At 50.6% G+C, this 17,586-nt stretch carries 16 protein-coding genes, 1 tRNA gene and 1 pseudogene; 10 read left to right on the top strand and 8 right to left on the bottom strand.

The features are described from left to right. Positions 1-55: 55 nt before the first annotated feature. The 4 genes from atpE to AC8GE9_RS15515 form a co-directional block, all read right to left on the bottom strand. The gene (gene atpE / locus AC8GE9_RS15500) at positions 56-295 is read right to left on the bottom strand and encodes a F0F1 ATP synthase subunit C (protein ID WP_506678070.1); all 240 of its coding nucleotides are present in this window, start codon (positions 293-295) and stop codon (positions 56-58) included. 116 nt (positions 296-411) lie between these two features. Next, on the bottom strand, positions 412-1,293 hold the full coding sequence (gene atpB, locus AC8GE9_RS15505) for a F0F1 ATP synthase subunit A (RefSeq protein WP_506678071.1): 882 nt from the start codon (positions 1,291-1,293) through the stop codon (positions 412-414). Between the two features lie 26 nt (positions 1,294-1,319). Further along, positions 1,320-1,781 (bottom strand): ATP synthase subunit I, encoded by a 462-nt coding sequence (locus AC8GE9_RS15510; RefSeq protein ID WP_506678072.1) that lies wholly within the window; start codon positions 1,779-1,781, stop codon positions 1,320-1,322. 189 nt (positions 1,782-1,970) lie between these two features. Beyond that, positions 1,971-2,747: an enoyl-CoA hydratase gene (locus AC8GE9_RS15515; RefSeq protein ID WP_506678073.1), complete on the bottom strand. Its 777-nt coding sequence runs from the start codon at positions 2,745-2,747 to the stop codon at positions 1,971-1,973. 36 nt (positions 2,748-2,783) lie between these two features. Between AC8GE9_RS15515 and AC8GE9_RS15520 the strand changes: the two genes are divergently transcribed. The 3 genes from AC8GE9_RS15520 to ttcA are packed head-to-tail and all read left to right on the top strand — an operon-like array spanning position 2,784 to position 6,549. Next, positions 2,784-4,574, top strand: a complete 1,791-nt coding sequence (locus tag AC8GE9_RS15520) for a M61 family metallopeptidase (protein ID WP_506678074.1) — start codon at positions 2,784-2,786, stop codon at positions 4,572-4,574. Next, positions 4,571-5,671 (top strand): tRNA 2-selenouridine(34) synthase MnmH, encoded by a 1,101-nt coding sequence (gene mnmH / locus AC8GE9_RS15525; protein ID WP_506678075.1) that lies wholly within the window; start codon positions 4,571-4,573, stop codon positions 5,669-5,671. The genes AC8GE9_RS15520 and mnmH overlap by 4 nt, the downstream gene beginning before the upstream one ends. A 2-nt stretch (positions 5,672-5,673) precedes the next feature. Beyond that, positions 5,674-6,549: a tRNA 2-thiocytidine(32) synthetase TtcA gene (gene ttcA / locus AC8GE9_RS15530; RefSeq protein ID WP_506678076.1), complete on the top strand. Its 876-nt coding sequence runs from the start codon at positions 5,674-5,676 to the stop codon at positions 6,547-6,549. A 46-nt stretch (positions 6,550-6,595) separates the two neighbouring features. Here ttcA and grxD read toward each other — a convergent pair whose 3' ends face one another. From grxD to hemA, 4 genes are all read right to left on the bottom strand, one after another. Further along, positions 6,596-6,922 (bottom strand): Grx4 family monothiol glutaredoxin, encoded by a 327-nt coding sequence (gene grxD, locus AC8GE9_RS15535; protein ID WP_506678077.1) that lies wholly within the window; start codon positions 6,920-6,922, stop codon positions 6,596-6,598. 80 nt (positions 6,923-7,002) lie between these two features. Next, positions 7,003-7,818 carry a peptide chain release factor N(5)-glutamine methyltransferase gene (gene prmC, locus AC8GE9_RS15540; RefSeq protein ID WP_506678078.1) on the bottom strand — a complete coding sequence of 272 codons (816 nt, stop codon included), beginning with the start codon at positions 7,816-7,818 and terminating at the stop codon, positions 7,003-7,005. After that, a complete protein-coding gene (gene prfA, locus AC8GE9_RS15545; protein ID WP_506678079.1) occupies positions 7,818-8,900 on the bottom strand; it encodes a peptide chain release factor 1 in 1,083 nt (360 codons plus the stop codon). Before prfA ends, prmC begins: the two co-directional genes overlap by 1 nt. An 81-nt stretch (positions 8,901-8,981) precedes the next feature. After that, positions 8,982-10,256, bottom strand: coding sequence for a glutamyl-tRNA reductase (gene hemA / locus AC8GE9_RS15550; protein ID WP_506678080.1), 1,275 nt, complete (start codon positions 10,254-10,256; stop codon positions 8,982-8,984). 133 nt (positions 10,257-10,389) lie between these two features. On the opposite strand from hemA, the gene AC8GE9_RS15555 reads away from it, so the two are divergent. The 7 genes and pseudogenes from AC8GE9_RS15555 to AC8GE9_RS15585 form a co-directional block, all read left to right on the top strand. Continuing rightward, positions 10,390-11,370, top strand: a complete 981-nt coding sequence (locus AC8GE9_RS15555; protein ID WP_506678081.1) for a Bug family tripartite tricarboxylate transporter substrate binding protein — start codon at positions 10,390-10,392, stop codon at positions 11,368-11,370. 41 nt (positions 11,371-11,411) lie between these two features. Further along, a tRNA-Phe gene (locus AC8GE9_RS15560) sits at positions 11,412-11,487 on the top strand. Between the two features lie 93 nt (positions 11,488-11,580). Next, complete coding sequence (locus AC8GE9_RS15565) at positions 11,581-12,450, top strand: DMT family transporter (RefSeq protein ID WP_506678082.1); 870 nt, start codon at positions 11,581-11,583, stop codon at positions 12,448-12,450. A 431-nt stretch (positions 12,451-12,881) separates the two neighbouring features. After that, the gene (locus tag AC8GE9_RS15570) at positions 12,882-14,018 is read left to right on the top strand and encodes a tyrosine-type recombinase/integrase (RefSeq protein WP_506678083.1); all 1,137 of its coding nucleotides are present in this window, start codon (positions 12,882-12,884) and stop codon (positions 14,016-14,018) included. A 254-nt stretch (positions 14,019-14,272) separates the two neighbouring features. Next, positions 14,273-16,948, top strand: coding sequence for a beta strand repeat-containing protein (locus AC8GE9_RS15575; protein WP_506678084.1), 2,676 nt, complete (start codon positions 14,273-14,275; stop codon positions 16,946-16,948). A gap of 194 nt (positions 16,949-17,142) precedes the next feature. Then, the gene (locus tag AC8GE9_RS15580; RefSeq protein ID WP_506678085.1) at positions 17,143-17,379 is read left to right on the top strand and encodes a hypothetical protein; all 237 of its coding nucleotides are present in this window, start codon (positions 17,143-17,145) and stop codon (positions 17,377-17,379) included. Positions 17,380-17,383: 4 nt separating this feature from the next. Then, a pseudogene (locus tag AC8GE9_RS15585) lies at positions 17,384-17,586 on the top strand (alanyl-tRNA editing protein); the annotation flags it as partial.

Consider the following 17,586-nt stretch of genomic DNA (forward strand, 5'->3'; position numbering starts at 1 on the left):
CCCTTAGCACGTGCACTCGTTCACTTACCCAAAAGGCCTGTGATTATCCTATCGATTAGACGAAAGGATTTGCGAAAGCGAACAACATGGCGATACCTACACCAATCAAAAACGCGGCATCAATCAGACCAGCCAGCAAAAACATCTTAGTTTGCAGAGCATTCATCAGCTCAGGCTGACGTGCTGAAGCTTCAAGGTACTTGCCACCCATCATGCCAATACCCACGCAGGCACCAAAAGCACCCAAGCCGATAATTAAACCGCAAGCGAGAGCTACGAAAGCGACGTTAGTCATGAAAACTCCTTAATTATTATCTATGTATCAAAAATTAAAATTGTCAAAATTCAAACTACAAAACCGCCAAGTAAAAACTATCAAGCCGCAAACTTGACGTAACACTCACTACACTTTTAGTGGCCTTCGTGAGCTTGCCCGATGTAGACCAAGGTCAACATCATGAAAATGAACGCCTGCAGCAACACAATCAGAATATGGAAAATCGCCCAAACTGAGCCAGCCAAAATATGGGCTATTCCTAAGCTCATGCTCATCGAATTAAAACCTGTCCAAGCACCACCCAACAGAGCGATCAACATGAATACAAGCTCACCGGCAAACATATTGCCAAATAGTCGCATACCAAGTGACACCGACTTCGCTGCATACTCCACAAGATTGAGGAAGAGGTTGGCTGGAGCTAAAAGGACCGCAGCAAAACCGTGTGCATGGAAAGGGGCAGTAAACAATTCTTTAACGAAACCTGCAGGCGTTTTGATTTTGAGGCCGTAGTACAACATCAACAGCAATACACCCATGGACATACCCATCGGTACGTTTAGGTCAGCAGTTGGGAGAATGCGATGAAAATGGAGGGGGTCCGTGCTGTTTATGCCAATACCCATCAAATGAAAGACGTAGTGCGCAAGATCCACAGGGATCAAGTCTAGTGCATTCATCAGCACAATCCACATAAAAACCGTCATAGCTAGTGGTGCAACTAACCTGCGGGTTTCTTCACTTGGGATGATGCTACGGGCCTGCTGGTCGACCATATCCACCAGCATTTCAATAAAACCCTGAAAGCGCCCTGGAACACCTGAGGTCGCTTTTCTAGCTGCAAACCACATTAAGCCTACCGCGGTTAAACCCATCAAGAACGACCAAAACATTGAATCGAAGTTGATCACGCCAAAGTTGGCGATTGCGGTTTGCTTTTCGCCAAGACTATTGAAATGCACCAAGTGGTGCTGAATATATGCGGCTTGGGGCGATACGTCAGCTGCAGCAGCCATGAGGGTTCTCTAAAAAATTCGTCAAACTAGCCGTTTGTTGGGCGCGTTACCGCACGCTTTCCAAACATCAGCACCAAAATATAGCCTTTGAGCGCTGCGATCAAGCCGGCGATGACAGCCAGCCACACCACGCGCTCAGCACCTACATGAGCTAACAACCACAACAATCCGACTACTGCGCATACTTTGATGAACTCACCCACCAAAAACAAGAGGGCACTTGATCCACCAGGACGAAATGTCGCTAAAAATAGTCGCATTGCAAATAAAGAGTTAGGGATAAAGTAAGCACCAGAACCAGCTAAAGCTGACCACCCCGCATCAATACCGCCAACCAGCCAAACAAATAATGCAACAAATATTGCTGATAGTGCTTGAGCAAAAACAACCTGTTTCAGATCTTCCCGAGCACGCGCATCAATCAAAACCAAATCTGCCTCGGTTAAAACAACCGAATCAACCTGCATTGGTTCTACTTGCTTTTGCATTTGTTTTGCCGCTGAGTCAGCCATAAAAAAAATTATACTTTCCGGCAAACCCAATTATTATAGCTGTTTTTTATAGGTGGTGCAATCCAAGATCTTGGCATCCATCAGCTTGACCCTTTTTTAATAAATATGCTGGTTAATTACCGCTCTTGCCAAAACAAAGGGGATCACCACCCACCTGATAAAAAGTTACTTATTTTTAAAACTGGGTTTTCGTTTCTCCACAAAAGCGGCCATCCCTTCTTTTTGATCTTCTGTCGCAAAGCACGCATGAAAAACGCGACGCTCAAACAAAATTCCCTCGCGCAACGAGGACTCAAATGCACGATTGACGGACTCTTTTGCCATAATTGCGATGGGTATCGACATGCCAGCGATCACTATTGCAGTCTCGATGGCTTCATCTAAAAGACGCTCTGCGGGAATGACTCGCGACACCAGGCCTGCCCGCTCAGCCTCAGCGGCATCCATCATGCGCCCAGTCAAGACCATCTCCATTGCTTTTGCCTTGCCGACGGCTCTCGGTAATCGCTGCGTCCCACCCGCCCCAGGAATGACACCCAGCTTGATTTCTGGCTGTCCGAATTTTGCAGAGTCAGCCGCCAAAATAAAGTCGCACATCATCGCAAGCTCACAACCGCCGCCCAGCGCGTAACCCGCCACAGCGGCAATCACAGGCTTGCGGACTGAGCGCAATGTTTCCCAGTTGCGGGTGATGTATTCACTACGATAAACGTCCATGTAGGACCAATCTTTCATGGCGCCAATATCTGCGCCTGCGGCAAACGCCTTTTCGCTTCCGGTAATGACAATGCAGCCAATTTCGTCATTGGCGTCAAACGCAATCAAGGCGGCCCCAAGCTGATCCATCAGCTGGTCATTTAGCGCATTTAACGCCTTGGGGCGATTCAAGGTCAGAAGGCCCACTCGGCCCCGCGTTTCAACCAACACAAAACTTTCGCTCATGATGTCTTCCTGAAAATGTGAAATAAGATAGAGGCTATGAAACGTAAACTTAAAAGCAAACCTCTACTTTACAGCCTAGAACCCGTTGATTTGTCGGGACATCGCCTGCGCGTGACTCTGCGCATTGCGGAGCCGGACCCAAAAGGGCAAATCATCTCCCTGCCGGCCTGGATCCCAGGCAGCTACCTGATCCGCGACTTTTCACGGCATCTCGAGCACATCTCAGCGAAATCAGGCTATCAAGAAGTCTCTATTACCAAGTTAGATAATCATCGCTGGCGTATTGCGCCCTGCAAAGCCCCCGTCATCATCACAGCGGTGATCTACGCGTGGGATTTGTCCGTACGCGGCGCCCATGTCGACGAAACGCATTGCTTTTTCAATGGCACAAGCGTCTTTTTTCAGGTGCACGGCCAAGAAGATCATCCCTGCCGTCTGTCGCTCCTGGAGCCCCCAAGACCCGCCCGTTGGAATGCGTTTACGAGCCTGCCCCAAGATACACGCGTCAATGCAAAAATTTCTCGCAATGGTTTTGGGACGTACCTTGCTGAAAACTATGATGCACTGATTGACCATCCTGTAGAAATGGGCACCCCGGCAGTCATCAAATTTGAGGCCTGCGGCGCTAAACACGAAATGGTGTTTACTGGGGTAGTTCCAAATATTGATCTCAAGCGCATTGCGCAGGACGTCAAAAAAATCTGCGAAGCGCAGATCCGTTTCTTTGAACCTGAAACAGCGCGAGTACCGTTTCTCGACAGCGCAAATAAATACGTGTTTATGACCATGGTGACGGGAGATGCGTATGGCGGCTTGGAGCATCGTGCCTCCACAGCCTTGATGGCTTCACGCAAAGACCTGCCCACGCTCGAGCATGACAAAGCGCCTGAGGGGTATCAAACCTTTTTAGGTCTGGTCAGTCACGAGTACTTTCACACGTGGAATGTCAAACGCATCAAACCTGCCGCCTTTGCGCCCTACAGGCTTGCTGCTGAAAGTCACACGCGCTTGCTTTGGATTTTTGAAGGATTCACGTCCTATTACGATGATTTATTTTTGCTAAGAAGTGGCGTGATTGATCAGCCAACTTACCTTAAGACGCTAGGCAAACAAATCGCCTCTGTCATGACCATGCCCGGACGTCACAAACAATCCGTTGCAGAAAGTTCTTTTGATGCTTGGACGCGTTATTACAAGCAAGATGAAAACGCAGCAAATGCCATCATTAGCTACTACACAAAAGGTTCGTTGGTCGCACTCGCGCTCGACCTCACGATTCGTCTCGCGACAGACCATCAGCATAGTCTCGATGATGTGATGCGCTTGCTGTGGGTGCGTTATGGTCGTGACTTTTATCAAGGCAATCCTATCGGACTGTCAGAGAAAGGCTTTCCACAACTCGTGCGCGATGCGACCGGTGTCGATGTCTCGGACGAGATTCAGCGCTGGGCTTATGGACGCGAAGATCTCCCGCTCAAACAACTGTTTACAACGCAGGGCCTGAGTCTAGAATGGAAAACTGGAAACGCCCGACCATCCTTAGATATCCGCACACGGAAACAGGGTGAACACATGGTGATTGCTGCCGCCCTTGAAGGCGGTGCCGCGCATACTGCGGGCCTTTCAGCCCATGACCTCCTTGTCGCGATTGATGGCGTCCGTATAGACTCCGTCTCCAATACCTTGGATGCAATTCTGGCAAGCTACCAGCCTGATCAAAAGATCAGCGTCCATGTTTTTAGACGTGATGAGTTGCGCTGTTTTGAGCTCACTCTTGCCGCCCCCCCACTAGCAGATTGCATCCTTCAGGACACGCGCCAACCATGAGCACGCGGCCAGATACTGAAGACTTTGCTTCGATTCTCATGAGCGGTGCGCCCTTGCTCGATGTACGTGCACCTGTTGAATTTGCTCAAGGCGCGTTTCCCGCATCGGTCAATTTACCCTTGATGAATGATGAGGAGCGTCACCTTGTCGGGTTGAAATACAAAAATGCGGGTCAAGACAAAGCAATCATCTTGGGTCACGAACTTGTCTCAGGCGACACCAAAGTGCAACGCGTTGCACAATGGGTCAAGTTTGCACAGGCGCACCCCGAAGGCTATCTTTATTGTTTTAGAGGCGGGTTACGCTCCCGCATCTCTCAGCAATGGCTTATGGAAGCCGGGCTGCCCTACCCGCGCATCATTGGTGGCTACAAGGCCATGCGCAGTTTTTTGATTGAAAAGCTAACCAAATCGATTGCAACCTCTAAATTTGTGCTGGTCGCAGGATTTACCGGCTGCGGCAAGACTGAGGTCATCCACCATCTGAATGCCACGATCGATCTTGAGAAGCTTGCGCACCATCGGGGCTCAAGCTTTGGTAAGCATGCGACCGATCAACCCGTACAAATTGATTTTGATAATAGTTTGGCGATTGCGTTTATGCGTTTGCATGCCGCTGGCAAACACAATATCGCGCTCGAGGACGAGTCACGCCTGATAGGCAAATGCGCCCTCCCCATTCCCTTAAGAGACATCATGCAAGTGAGTCCTGTGGTTTGGGTCGAAGAACCGACGGAGTCCCGGGTCGAGCGTATCTTGCATGACTATGTCGAAGATCTTGGTGGACAGTTTGCGCGCAAACTTGGCACAGAGGCTGGCTTTGAAGCCTTTTCAGCACGGCTTTTGGAAAGCCTGCAAAATCTCTACAAACGTCTAGGGGGTGAACGTCATGCCCGCCTGAATCAACGCATGCTTGAGGCGCTCGCTTCGCAAAAGGCCACAGGTGCGCTTGATGCACACCGCGATTGGATTCGGCCTTTACTCACCGAATACTACGATCCAATGTATGAACATCAACGGGCTGGCAAAGCCTCCCGGATTATTTTTTCAGGTGACCGTGAGACCGTGACGCGTCACCTCAAACAACAGGGCTATTGATCATGCAGGAAGGCCTCGAGCGACTGCGTCTCGAACAAAACAAACTTTCAAAGCGACTCATGCGCGAAACGGGTCGAGCGATTGCTGACTTTAATATGATCGAAGCCGGCGATCGTGTGATGGTTTGTGTCTCCGGAGGCAAAGACTCCTACAGTATGCTCGATATTTTGATGACCTTGCGCAGTCGTGCGCCGATTGATTTTGAAATCGTCGCCGTTAACCTCGATCAGATGCAGCCGGGCTTTCCCGCCGACGTTTTACCTGCGTATTTAACCCAAGTCGGCGTGCCGTTTCACATCGAAACACGCGACACCTACTCGATCGTCAAGCGACTGATCCCAGAGGGTAAAACAACCTGTTCATTGTGCTCTCGACTGAGGCGCGGTAATTTGTATCGCGTGGCCACTGAGCTTGGCGCAACCAAGATCGCGCTGGGTCATCACCGCGATGACATTCTCGGTACTTTTTTTCTGAATATGTTTTATGGCGCCAAGCTCAAGGCCATGCCACCCAAGCTTGTTTCAGATGATGGTCGACACACCGTCATTCGGCCCCTCGCCTACTTACCCGAGACAGATTTGATCGAATATGCAGATTGGAAACAGTTTCCCATCATCCCCTGCGACTTGTGCGGCTCGCAAGAAAATCTGAAGCGTAAAGAAGTCACACGCATGCTGCTGGAGTGGGATAAAAAATATCCTGGGCGTGCCTGGAATATTTTTAAAGCCTTAGCTAACGTGACACCGTCTCACTTGATGGACCCACAGTTGTTTGATTTTGTGGGGTTAAGACCTGACGGAAAAGCGAATCCACTAGGGGACACCGCTTTTGATCCAGCGCCTCTCGAATCTTCGGAAATAACGATACGGAGAGTCTAGCTCCCGTCATCCCACTGACCCGCCAACAGGTCCCTTCGACGTAAGATTATGTGGTGGCGCCAGCCTGATCCAGGGCGGTCTTGAGTTCGCCACTCGCGTTCATCTCGCCCATGATGTCTGAGCCGCCGATAAACTCGCCGCCGACATACAACTGAGGGACGGTTGGCCACTGCGAAAAGGTCTTGATGCCGCTGCGGACTTCTTCGTCCTCGAGCACATTGACAGTCACCAACTTGGTCACGCCGTTGCTTTTGAGGATTTCAATTGCACGGCCAGAAAACCCACACTGTGGAAACTGCGCTGTACCTTTCATAAACAATACAACCGGATTTTTTGTGACGGTGTCACGGATAAATTGCTGAACGTCGCTCATGATAGTCCTGATCGATAAAAAAATAGAGGTGGGAATAACCACAAAAATAATATTATAAGAGGCAGAGTGGAGATAAATCCTTATGCCCACACGCCTCCGGTCACACGCGGCAAATTCGCCAAATCGGCGTGTGTTTGCACCGCGTTAAATCCTGACTGAGTCAGTAATTGGCTCACGGCCTCAGACTGATCATAACCATGTTCGAGCCAGAGGCTACCGCCTGAAAAAAGTCGGCTACCCGCCCCACGAATGATCATTTCAAGTGCGGATAAGCCGTCTCGGCCATCCGTCAACGCCTGGGCAGGCTCAAACCTCAAGTCGCCTTGCAGTAAATGATCGTCGTTGGCGGCAATATAAGGGGGGTTAGACACAATCACATTGAATCTTGCCTCCTGCGGCAAGGCCTCAAACCAGCTCCCTTGCCGCCATTGAACGCGTGAGCTCAAAGCCTGAGCATTGCGCTGTGCCACGACCAAAGCCTCCACACTGATATCTGTCGCGGTGACAAAGGCATCCTTGCGGGCAAGTGCCAAGCTGATCGCCACAATGCCGCTCCCAGTGCCCATATCAAGCACGGCAGGTTTCGATAATCCAGCCAAGGATGCCAAAGCCACCTCAACCAAGAGTTCAGTTTCAGGACGTGGAATCAACACCGCGGCGTTGACCTCAAAACGATGCCCCATAAACTCGCGCCAACCGATCAAATGCGCCATGGGGACGCCTTGTCGTCGCTGGGCCGCAAGCGTCAAAAACTGTGCCGACAGTTCAGGGGTGAGCGGGTCTGTATCATGCGCAAGCAGCCACTCGCGGGGTTTTTGCAAAACAAACTCAAGCAGCATACGACCCTCTAGCCGAGGCAAACCGCACAACTGCAAAAGGGATTGGCCGGTCTGCATCAGACGCCGTCGCCCAACGCGGCAAGAAGCTCTGCCTGATGTTCAGCAATCAATGCCCCGGTGACTTCACTCAGGTTGCCCTCCATGATGGCGCCCAATTTGTACAAGGTGAGATTAATGCGATGATCTGTCAAGCGACCTTGCGGGAAGTTATAGGTACGGATCCGTTCGGAACGATCACCCGAGCCCACTAGGCTTTTACGCTGCGCGGCTTCTTTGTCATGCTGCTCCCGTTGCACTTTGTCTTTGAGGCGCGCGGCTAAAACCTGCAGTGCCTTGTCTTTATTGCGATGCTGTGAGCGATCATCCTGACATTCCACAACCAAACCGGTTGGCAAGTGCGTAATACGGACTGCAGAGTCGGTCTTGTTAATGTGTTGACCGCCTGCACCGCTCGCTCGAAAGGTGTCTATCCGCAAGTCACTGGGATTAATCACAATATCGGTCGCCTCATCAGCCTCTGGCATGACTGCAACGGTGCAAGCTGATGTATGAATACGGCCTTGCGCTTCCGTCGCAGGCACCCGCTGAACACGATGCGCCCCAGACTCGAACTTGAGCCGTCCATAGGCACCATCACCGTCGATGCGAACGATCACTTCCTTGTAGCCACCCAGCTCGGAGGCGCTCTCTGACATCAGTTCGACGCGCCAGCTTTGCTGCTCGGCGTAGCGCGTGTACATCCTGAGTAAGTCACCTGAAAAAAGCGCGCTTTCGTCTCCACCTGTGCCAGCGCGAATTTCTACAAAGACGCTTCGCCCATCGTCAGGATCTTTGGGCAATAACTGAAGTTGTAAATCGGCAGCGAGTGCTTCAATGCGCTGTTTACACGCCTCGATTTCTTCGAGCGCCATCGATTTCATCTCGGGATCGTCCAGCATCTCCTTGGCACCGGCCAAATCAGTATTCGCCCCCTCAAAGGCTTCGAACGCCTTGACGACTGGCTCAAGCTCAGCGCGTTCACGCGAAAGCTTGCGAAACTGATTCATATCATTAGCCGCATCAGGCTCTGAAAGTAAGGCATCCACCTCGACCAAGCGACGGGAAAGATGCTCAAGGCGAGCGCGCATTGAAGGTTTCATGAGGAACGGTCTTGTGTAAAAAAGTTGGGGGGATCAGAACGGCGTACCACTCGCTTAAAGCGAGATCAGTCAGCAGTGTCGCTAACGGCGTTCGGATCCAGACGGAAATATACGGGGCAGCCAGCCAAGCAATTGTTGACGCTCTGCCTCTTCGCTATGGTTGAGCGCAGCTAAAGTTCCGTGCAAGTATTTTTGCGTTAGACCATGTGCGAGCTGCTCGAGAACGGCCTCGGGCGACTCGCCCTTAGCCAGCATCCGGCGTGCGCGCTCAAGCTCCTGAGCCTGCACAGCCTGAGCGGTTGTTTGCAGATCGCGAATCACGGGGACATTTGCCCTAACTTGCATCCAGTGCATAAAGTTTCTGACGCGAGTATCAATGATGGCCTCGGCCTGCACCACGGCAGAGCGTCTCGCCTCCGTACCACTCTGCACCACGGAGGCAAGATCATCGACTGAATACAGATAGACATCCTCAAGCTGCGCGACCTCTGGCTCAATGTCCCGGGGCACGGCTAAGTCAACCATCACAATCGGCTTGCGCTTGCGTTGTTTTGTGGCGCGCTCGACCATCCCCAGACCCAGTAAAGGCAAGGTACTGGCCGTACAGGACACCACCACGTCAAACTCAGCCAATCTGTCAGGCAAGTCTGCCAAGCGCATGGTGTTAGCAGAGAAACGTTTCGCCAGGGACTCGGCACGTTCAAGGGTACGGTTGGCAACCACGATCGCACTTGGCTGACGGGCAGCAAAGTGCGTCGCACAGAGCTCAATCATCTCGCCAGCACCAATAAAGAGCACCTTGGATGTCGACAACTCACCGAATACGCGTTCAGCAAGTCGCACAGCGGCAGCGGCCATCGAAACAGACTGCGCACCAATCGCGGTGGTGGAACGGACTTCTTTGGCCACGGAAAAAGTGCGTTGAAAGAGCTGATGTAACAAGGTACCCAGCGCACCCGCATCACTCGCAGCCCTCACTGCATCTTTCATTTGCCCCAAGATCTGAGGCTCGCCCAACACCATGGAATCCAGACCACTCGCGACGCGGAAAGCATGTCGCACAGCATCATCTCGCCCATGCAAATACACGTGTGGTGCAAGCTCCCCAGCCTCAATACGATTAAAGTCAGCGAGCCATGCAGGGAGCTGTTGCGCGACTTGCGGCTCAGCAGCGCAGTAAAGCTCAGTGCGATTACAGGTTGAAAGAATCGCGGCTTCTTTGACCGCGCCACCGAAGGCCTGACGCAAGGCATTCAGTGCCGGCTGCACTAAATCATCAGGCATAGATACCCTCTCGCGCACCGAAACAGGTGCCGAGACGTGGTTCAACCCAAGAGCGAGGACGCTAACCGACATAGATAAAGGAATTTTTTATTAGATCTACGTAACAACCCTTATTATAAGGGTGCAAACCAAGTTGTTCACGCAATGCCCTTGGCTGGGCCGGAGCCCGAGACATTCCGTACAATGCCCTACACAGGAGACCGATATGAATATTCAAAAAATAATCACCCGCGCCGCACTCGCAATTTTGCCGCTTTGGGCCGCTCAGCAAGCCTCAGCCAGCCCAGACTACCCCAACAAACCCATTCGCATTGTCGTGGCCTATGCGCCAGGCGGGTCTACCGACATTGTGGCCCGACTTTTTGCCCAAGAACTTAGCACTAAGCTTGGCCAGCCTGTTTTGGTCGAAAACCGCGCAGGTGCTGGCACACTTATTGGCACGGACTCCGTCATTAAAGCGGCGCCGGACGGCTACACCCTGTTTTGGGGCACCCCCGCCACGGTGATCACACCGCTTTTGCATAAAAAACCGACCTATGACGTTCTGAAAGACCTGCAACCCGTCTCCTTAGCGACAACCCAATCCATGGGCGTCTTAGTTTCCGCCAACATCGGTGTCAACAGTGTTAGCGATCTGATCAAGTATGCAAAAGCCAACCCTGGCAAGGTGAATTTTGCTTCTTCGGGAAACGGCTCAGCTCAGCATTTAGCTGCGGAGGCGCTAAACGATGCCGCCAAGATCAATATGCTCCATATCCCCTATAAAGGTGCCGGCGTAGCACTCAATGATCTCGTTGCGGGACGCGTCGATGTCATGATCACATCCCTAGTCGGCAATATGATGGAGCAGGTCAAAGACGGTCGCATCAAACTCATTGCGACTACAGGCCCCGAACGTAGTAGTACCTTGAATAATATTCCTACCATTGCAGAAGGTGGCGTTCCGAATTTTGGTATCCGAACTTGGACGGCGATGTTCGCGCCCGCCAACACGCCCCCCGACGTCGTCGCTAAACTCAATCGCGCCATGGCTGAGATACAAAAAGATGGCAATATTCAAAAGAAGATTGAAAATCAGGCGATGGACGTCACTGTGGTGTCGCCAAAAGAACTCAGCACCATGCTCGCCCAGGAAAGTGACTTTTATTCTGCCATCCTCAAACGGACCAGCACCAAGCTCGACTAAGCATGCTTGTCTGAATTGGTGTAATATTTCGTCCTTCAGTTGGCCTGGTAGCTCAGTCGGTAGAGCAGAGGATTGAAAATCCTTGTGTCGGTGGTTCGATTCCGCCCCGGGCCACCAATGAATTTATAGAAACCCCTGCGTTCGCGCTGGGGTTTTTGCTTTTGGGGGTCTGTGATGTCGTTTAAAACGACATTCATCTAGAATGTTGTGATGACAAAAGAAACCAAAGGAATGTTGATCGGCTTTATTGGAGTGGCCATATTTAGCCTCACCTTGCCCTTCACTCGCATTGCGGTTCAGGAGATGACACCTTTTTATGTGTCATTTGGTAGAGCTGTTATTGCTGGCGTATGTGGCGCGCTATTGTTGTTGCTAACCAAGTCGCCATTACCAACAAAATCCCAATTTAAAAAACTCCTAATCACCGCATTTGGTGTGGTGTATGGGTTTCCAATCTTTACATCCCTAGCGATGCAAACGTTGCCCTCAGCACACAGCGGAATCGTGCTTGGAATTATTCCCTTAGCGATGTCTGCGGTAGGGGCCATTCGATTTCGTGAAAGACCATCCTTTGCATACTGGATTACCGCAGTTTGTGGAACACTTCTCGTTTTAGTCTACTCAATGATTGATAGTGGTGGTTTGGCATTTGGTGATATCTGGTTATTACTTGCCATCGTTACAGCGGCAATTGGTTATAGCGAGGGAGGCAAGTTAGCTCAAGAGATGGGCGCTATCAAGGTGATTAGTTGGACAGTGGCAATGACTCTGCCTATCAATATTCCTGCCACCTATCTTTTTGCCAATATAGCTCTAACCGATTTATCAGTTGGTGTTTTCATCTCATTTTTGTATGTAAGCTTTTTTTCAGCATTTATTGGGTTTTTCTTTTGGTACAGAGGAATTGCTTTAGGCGGAGTCGCAAGAGTTGGTCAAGTTCAACTTTTACAACCCTTTTTGACTTTGATAGGTGCGTACTTTTTATTAGAGGAACCCATTACTTTATTTAATGTAATTTTTGCTATTGCGGTATTGGGAGCGGTACTGATTGGAAGAAAAACTTCGATAAAAGGGAGCTAGAGTCAGATATCCTCAATACCCCGGTCGATTCCGCCCCGGGCCACCACTGAATTTATAGAAACCCCTGCCATCGCGCTGGGGTTTTTGCATTTCTGGGCTTGTTTTTATACCGAGCACATGGTTTACAGGTTGGCAACGTGCTTTTGAACGGACGAAACCTGCTGCGTCCAGTTACGGGACGGTTGATTCATAACTGTCGTGTAACACGACACTTCGACACCGCATTCATCAAAAACTCAGGTCGACCTCTACAAAATCAGAAATTAAAATAGCGATATGAACAAAACCATATTCAACACCTAATGTCCCGCAAGCGAGATCTCTTACCTACTCTCGCACTTGTGCCCCGACCTACCTACGAACGACCAAATCTCCACAGTCTCCAATACGCACAACCCACAAGCGTCCAGTTACGGGACGGTGATGTAGTTGTGTTTCGTCGTACAGATAGCCCACTATGGCAATTCCGCTACCGCATCCGGAACGGAGCATGGCATAGACAATCGACGAAACGTGCATCACTTGAACTGGCAGTAGAAGTTGCCTGTGAAGCCTATGACCTTGCCAGATTTCGCCAGAGACTGGGCTTAGCACACACGGCACGCAGCTTTGCACAAATTGCGGCTGCGACACTGGAAGAACTCGGGCGACTGATAGATGCTGCTCGTGGCAAGACCGCATACGACAGCTATGTCAGTTGTATTGAGCGTTACTTCCTGCCCTACTTCGGCGACAGGCAGTTTGAACAGCTGACCCATCAAGACATCATGGACTTTGAACTGTGGCGTGATCGGCAGATGGCGAAAAAGCCTAGAGCATCCACCCTGATGAACTTCGCGTCGGCTTGGAATCGTCTGCGTGAAACTGGCGTAAGACACGGATGGATTAGCCCAAATGCCAAGATACCTCGGCTGACCACGATTGGCATCAAGAGTGTTGCCCGACCAGCGTTTACTCGTGCTGAGATTGATCAGCTACAAGCGGCAATGCCTGCATGGACTGGTCAGGGCAGGTTAGCGATAGAGCGGATCACACGACCACTAGTGCGGGACTATGTGGAAATGTTGCTGTACACAGGCATGCGACACGGCACTGAAGCCTTGGGCGTTCGATGGCAGCACGTCAGTTGGCATACAGATAAGGGCGTTAGATATTTGCGCATCTGGGTCGATGGCAAAACTGGTGGGCGCTGGCTGATTGCCAAACATGCTGCCGTTGCGGTATTGGAACGATTGCACGCCAGACAGAGTGACGTTGCTGGGATCTCGTTTGATCAATTATTGACCAGTAATTGTTCGCAGCTGGTATTTCGCACAAGTGATCTGCATCAACCAGCACGAGTGGATGGCATGTTCAAGCGGCTCTTAAAGGATACGGGATTGCTACGGACGGGTAATGGTCAGGTCAGAACGCTGTATTCGTTACGCCACACCTACGCCACGTTGGAACTGCTGGAAAATGGCACTGACATACACACTCTGGCTCGGCAGATGGGCAATTCGGTCTTGATGATTGAGCGGCATTACTCAAAATTAACTGCCACGATGGCGGCTGCTAGTTTGGCTTGATGTTCGAGTGTCGTGTTACACGACAGTTCAGTTGAGTCATGTCCTTTTGAAAAAGCATTTGGTATGAACGTGTAGTCAAGAGACGGGGGGCATGGCAGAGGACCGAGGCCTTGGTCAGCCTGCTTTGACAGATTTTGATGGTTATTTTCGAGCTTCAGCGCTAATTACTAGTCAAAAAGCTAGTAAATCCAGGGCGAATAAATGACAATTGTTAACTAAGAACTCAAACGTATTTGATTCAATGGACAAAATTCGTGATTAATTCTGCCATTAAACAGATTGCCCTTGTAGTGGGATCGACCCTCATTGCCATGGCGGGTGTCCATGCCCAAACCCCCTGCCCAATCGTGTCAGGTGACACTACAGTAAGCAGCTCTTGTGATACTGGCATCTCGTTGACAGGCGCAAACCTCACTATTGGCACTCCCACAAGCGGCCTAGTCGAAGTGTCGAATTCTGGGGGAACGGTAATTAGTGTTTCGGGTTTAGGGAATTCGATAAACAATACAGCCAATGGTGTTATCTCGGCTGGAAAAGAGAGGAGATATGGAATTTATAACCAAGGTTTCATTGCCACGCTGAACAACTCGGGCTTGATCTCGGTTGAATGGAAGGGAGCCGGAATTCATAACACTGGCACCATCACCACCTTGAACAACTCTGAGTCTATTGCAGGTGCCATCGGAGTCGTTGGAATAGAGAACTACGGTGTCGGAGCCACCATTTCCACCCTGAACAACTCGGGCACGATCTCGGTTGGAGCGGGTGGAATCGGAATTTCAAACGAAGGTACCATCAACACCCTCACCAACTCGGGCACGATCTCTGGTGGAGCTGGTGGAGCTGGAATTGTTAACGCAGGGGCCATCACCACTCTAAATAATAATTCGGGCACGATCTCGGCTGGAGATAGTGGATACGGAATTTATAACGGTGGCACTATCACCACGCTCACCAACTCGGGCACGATCTCAGCTGATAATAGTGGATACGCAATTTATAACGATGGCACTATCACCACCCTAACCAACTCGGGCACGATCACGGCGGATGGTGGAGTCGGGATCATTAACGACTTTGGCACCATCAATACCCTCACCAACTCGGGCACGATCTCGGCGGGAGATCTTGGAAACGGAATTTATAACTTTGGCACCATCAATACCCTCACCAACTCGGGCACGATCTCGGCTGGAGATGTTGGAAACGGAATTTATAACTTTGGCACCATCACCACCCTTACCAATTCAGGCACGATCTCGGTTGGAGACGATGGATATGGGATTTTTAACTCTGGCATCATCAATACCCTAACCAACTCGGGTACGATCTCGGCTGGAGATATTGGATACGGAATTCTTAACTCAGACACCATTACTACCCTGACTAACGCGGGCACGATCTCTGCTGGATCTGGTGGAGTTGGTGGAGTTGGAATTTATAACCCTGGCACCATCACCACCCTTAACAACTCGGGCACGATCTCGGCTGGAGAGAGTGGATTTGGCATTTACAACGACGGCACAATCGAGTCGTTGACCAACAACCGCACGATCTCGGCTGGAGAGAGTGGATATGGCATTTACAACGACGGCACCATCGAGACGTTGACCAACTCGGGCACGATCTCAGGTGGAGATAGTGGAACCGGAATTGGTAACCCAGGCACCATCGGCACCTTGAGCAACGCCCAAGGCGGTAATGGCTCTTCCCCATCTACTACGGCATTAACGTACAGGGGTAATCTGCCCACCAACTACAAGGTCATCATTAACTCAGCTTCGCACTATGGTCAGTTGGCTGTAACCAACCCTGGCTCAACCCCCATCACTAACTTCGATATTTATGGCGCACCCTTTATCACCTCGCGCTCTTACTCTGGTGTTTTAAGCGGGACCGCTCTTCCTACCGGAACGTCTTCTGGTGCCTACGATAATATGACGTGGGCCTTGGTTGCTAATGGCGGGGGATTCGATCTTGCGTTTGCTGGCGTCTCCCTCATGGGCACTCAGCGGTCCATAGTCAATAATGCCGCTGCCCTACAAAACACCTATGCCTTACAAAATTCGGTTCTAGCCAACAGCTTCTCTTATGACTGCCCGGTATTTGGTGAGCACAATGTGTGCGTGTCTGCGGGTGGTCGCAATACCGCAGTATCCGCTGCCAATGGCTTAAATAACACCAGCGCGCTTCTGATTGCTGCCTATCGCATTAAACCTACTATGCGGATTGGCGCCTATGCCGATCAGAACCTATCCGTCAATAATACGGGCTCTACCGTAAACCTCGTTAACAGCTCGCCGCTCATTGGTTTATTTGGTGTCTGGAACCAACGCATCGATGGCACGGGTACTGAAGTCAAAGTATCTGCAGCCTATGGACAAAAGAACACCACGGTCAATCGCCAAATCGTGGGCCTAAGTGAAGCGGGCACTGGCTCATCTAATTTAAACAGCCAAGGCGCGCAAATTACGGCCAAGTATGGTTTTGTTCTAGCACCTGATATGCTAGTCAGTCCCTATGTGGGCATGCGCTATACCCGAAACAACATGGGCGGTTATACCGAAGCTACCAGCTCAGCAGTAACAGCGTCACTCACCTACTCAGCTCTGAACACCAATGCCACAACAGCACTTGCTGGTGCGCAAGCCCGTTATCGCGGCATTCCAAATACCACGCTCTTTGCTAGTGCAGGCCTCGAAACCGACATCAACACGGCTAATGGTACGTACTCGGCTACTGGGGTTACTGGCTTAACTCCAGTGAACTTCAATCCCAACCCAGTAAAGACAAGACCAACGGCAACGGTGGGCGTTTACTATGACATCACCAAGAGCCAACGCTTTAGTGTCACGGGTATCTATCGTCAAGAGCCATTTCAGGCGGTATCAACCACCACTGTTCTTGCCACCTACACGATTGGTTTTTGATGTCGTTTAAAAAGGCAGTCGAGAGGTAGGATTAGAAATCCTCGGCACTGGTCGATTCCGCCCCGGGCCACCATCTGAAACTGAAAAAACCCCTGCGTTCGCGCTGGGGTTTTTGCTTTTGTGGGCTTGTAACTGGATGTATCGGGCAGTATCCAGTGATTGCCAAACTCAATTTCAACGCCTAGCATTGGGGTATGCCAAAGATGACATTAGATTTAACGGATGCTCAGCTATCTGCTCTTTCAGAAAGTGCGAGCTATGCTGGACTGGATTATGCTCACGACTTCATGATGCGTTTTGTAACGCGTAAAGAAGAGCTCGCTGTTTTGCGTCAAAAAGTACTGGATGGAATGAATTCACCGATTGTTGCTGAAATGAACGAAGAGTACTTCGAGTCATTGCGCAACAAGCTCAAGTATTACTTCGGTTAAATGTATGACACAAAAAGTTTTTTGGTCTGATCCATATCTGACAAAACTCTCAACGATAGTATCGACCGTATCTGGAGCAGACATTACGTTGTCGGAAACCATCTTCTTTGCTTTTTCTGGAGGCCAAGAGAGCGACATCGGAACCATCAACGACCAAGCGGTATTAGTCGCGCAAAAGCAGGGTTTGGACATCGTCTACACCCTCGC

The organism is Zwartia lucis (genome assembly GCF_965234455.1).
In the GTDB taxonomy this organism is placed as follows: domain Bacteria; phylum Pseudomonadota; class Gammaproteobacteria; order Burkholderiales; family Burkholderiaceae_B; genus Zwartia; species Zwartia lucis.

Excerpts from the sequence above, each read along its gene's own strand:
- ttcA (WP_506678076.1), top strand. The coding sequence starts at position 5,674 with ATGCAGGAAGGCCTCGAGCGACTGCGTCTCGAACAAAACAAACTTTCA.
- hemA (WP_506678080.1), bottom strand. The coding sequence starts at position 10,256 with ATGTCGGTTAGCGTCCTCGCTCTTGGGTTGAACCACGTCTCGGCACCT.
- AC8GE9_RS15580 (WP_506678085.1), top strand. The coding sequence starts at position 17,143 with ATGCCAAAGATGACATTAGATTTAACGGATGCTCAGCTATCTGCTCTT.
- prfA (WP_506678079.1), bottom strand. The coding sequence starts at position 8,900 with ATGAAACCTTCAATGCGCGCTCGCCTTGAGCATCTTTCCCGTCGCTTG.
- AC8GE9_RS15555 (WP_506678081.1), top strand. The coding sequence starts at position 10,390 with ATGAATATTCAAAAAATAATCACCCGCGCCGCACTCGCAATTTTGCCG.
- AC8GE9_RS15520 (WP_506678074.1), top strand. The coding sequence starts at position 2,784 with ATGAAACGTAAACTTAAAAGCAAACCTCTACTTTACAGCCTAGAACCC.
- atpE (WP_506678070.1), bottom strand. The coding sequence starts at position 295 with ATGACTAACGTCGCTTTCGTAGCTCTCGCTTGCGGTTTAATTATCGGC.
- prmC (WP_506678078.1), bottom strand. The coding sequence starts at position 7,818 with ATGCAGACCGGCCAATCCCTTTTGCAGTTGTGCGGTTTGCCTCGGCTA.
- AC8GE9_RS15510 (WP_506678072.1), bottom strand. The coding sequence starts at position 1,781 with ATGCAAAAGCAAGTAGAACCAATGCAGGTTGATTCGGTTGTTTTAACC.
- AC8GE9_RS15515 (WP_506678073.1), bottom strand. The coding sequence starts at position 2,747 with ATGAGCGAAAGTTTTGTGTTGGTTGAAACGCGGGGCCGAGTGGGCCTT.
- AC8GE9_RS15565 (WP_506678082.1), top strand. The coding sequence starts at position 11,581 with ATGACAAAAGAAACCAAAGGAATGTTGATCGGCTTTATTGGAGTGGCC.
- atpB (WP_506678071.1), bottom strand. The coding sequence starts at position 1,293 with ATGGCTGCTGCAGCTGACGTATCGCCCCAAGCCGCATATATTCAGCAC.
- grxD (WP_506678077.1), bottom strand. The coding sequence starts at position 6,922 with ATGAGCGACGTTCAGCAATTTATCCGTGACACCGTCACAAAAAATCCG.
- mnmH (WP_506678075.1), top strand. The coding sequence starts at position 4,571 with ATGAGCACGCGGCCAGATACTGAAGACTTTGCTTCGATTCTCATGAGC.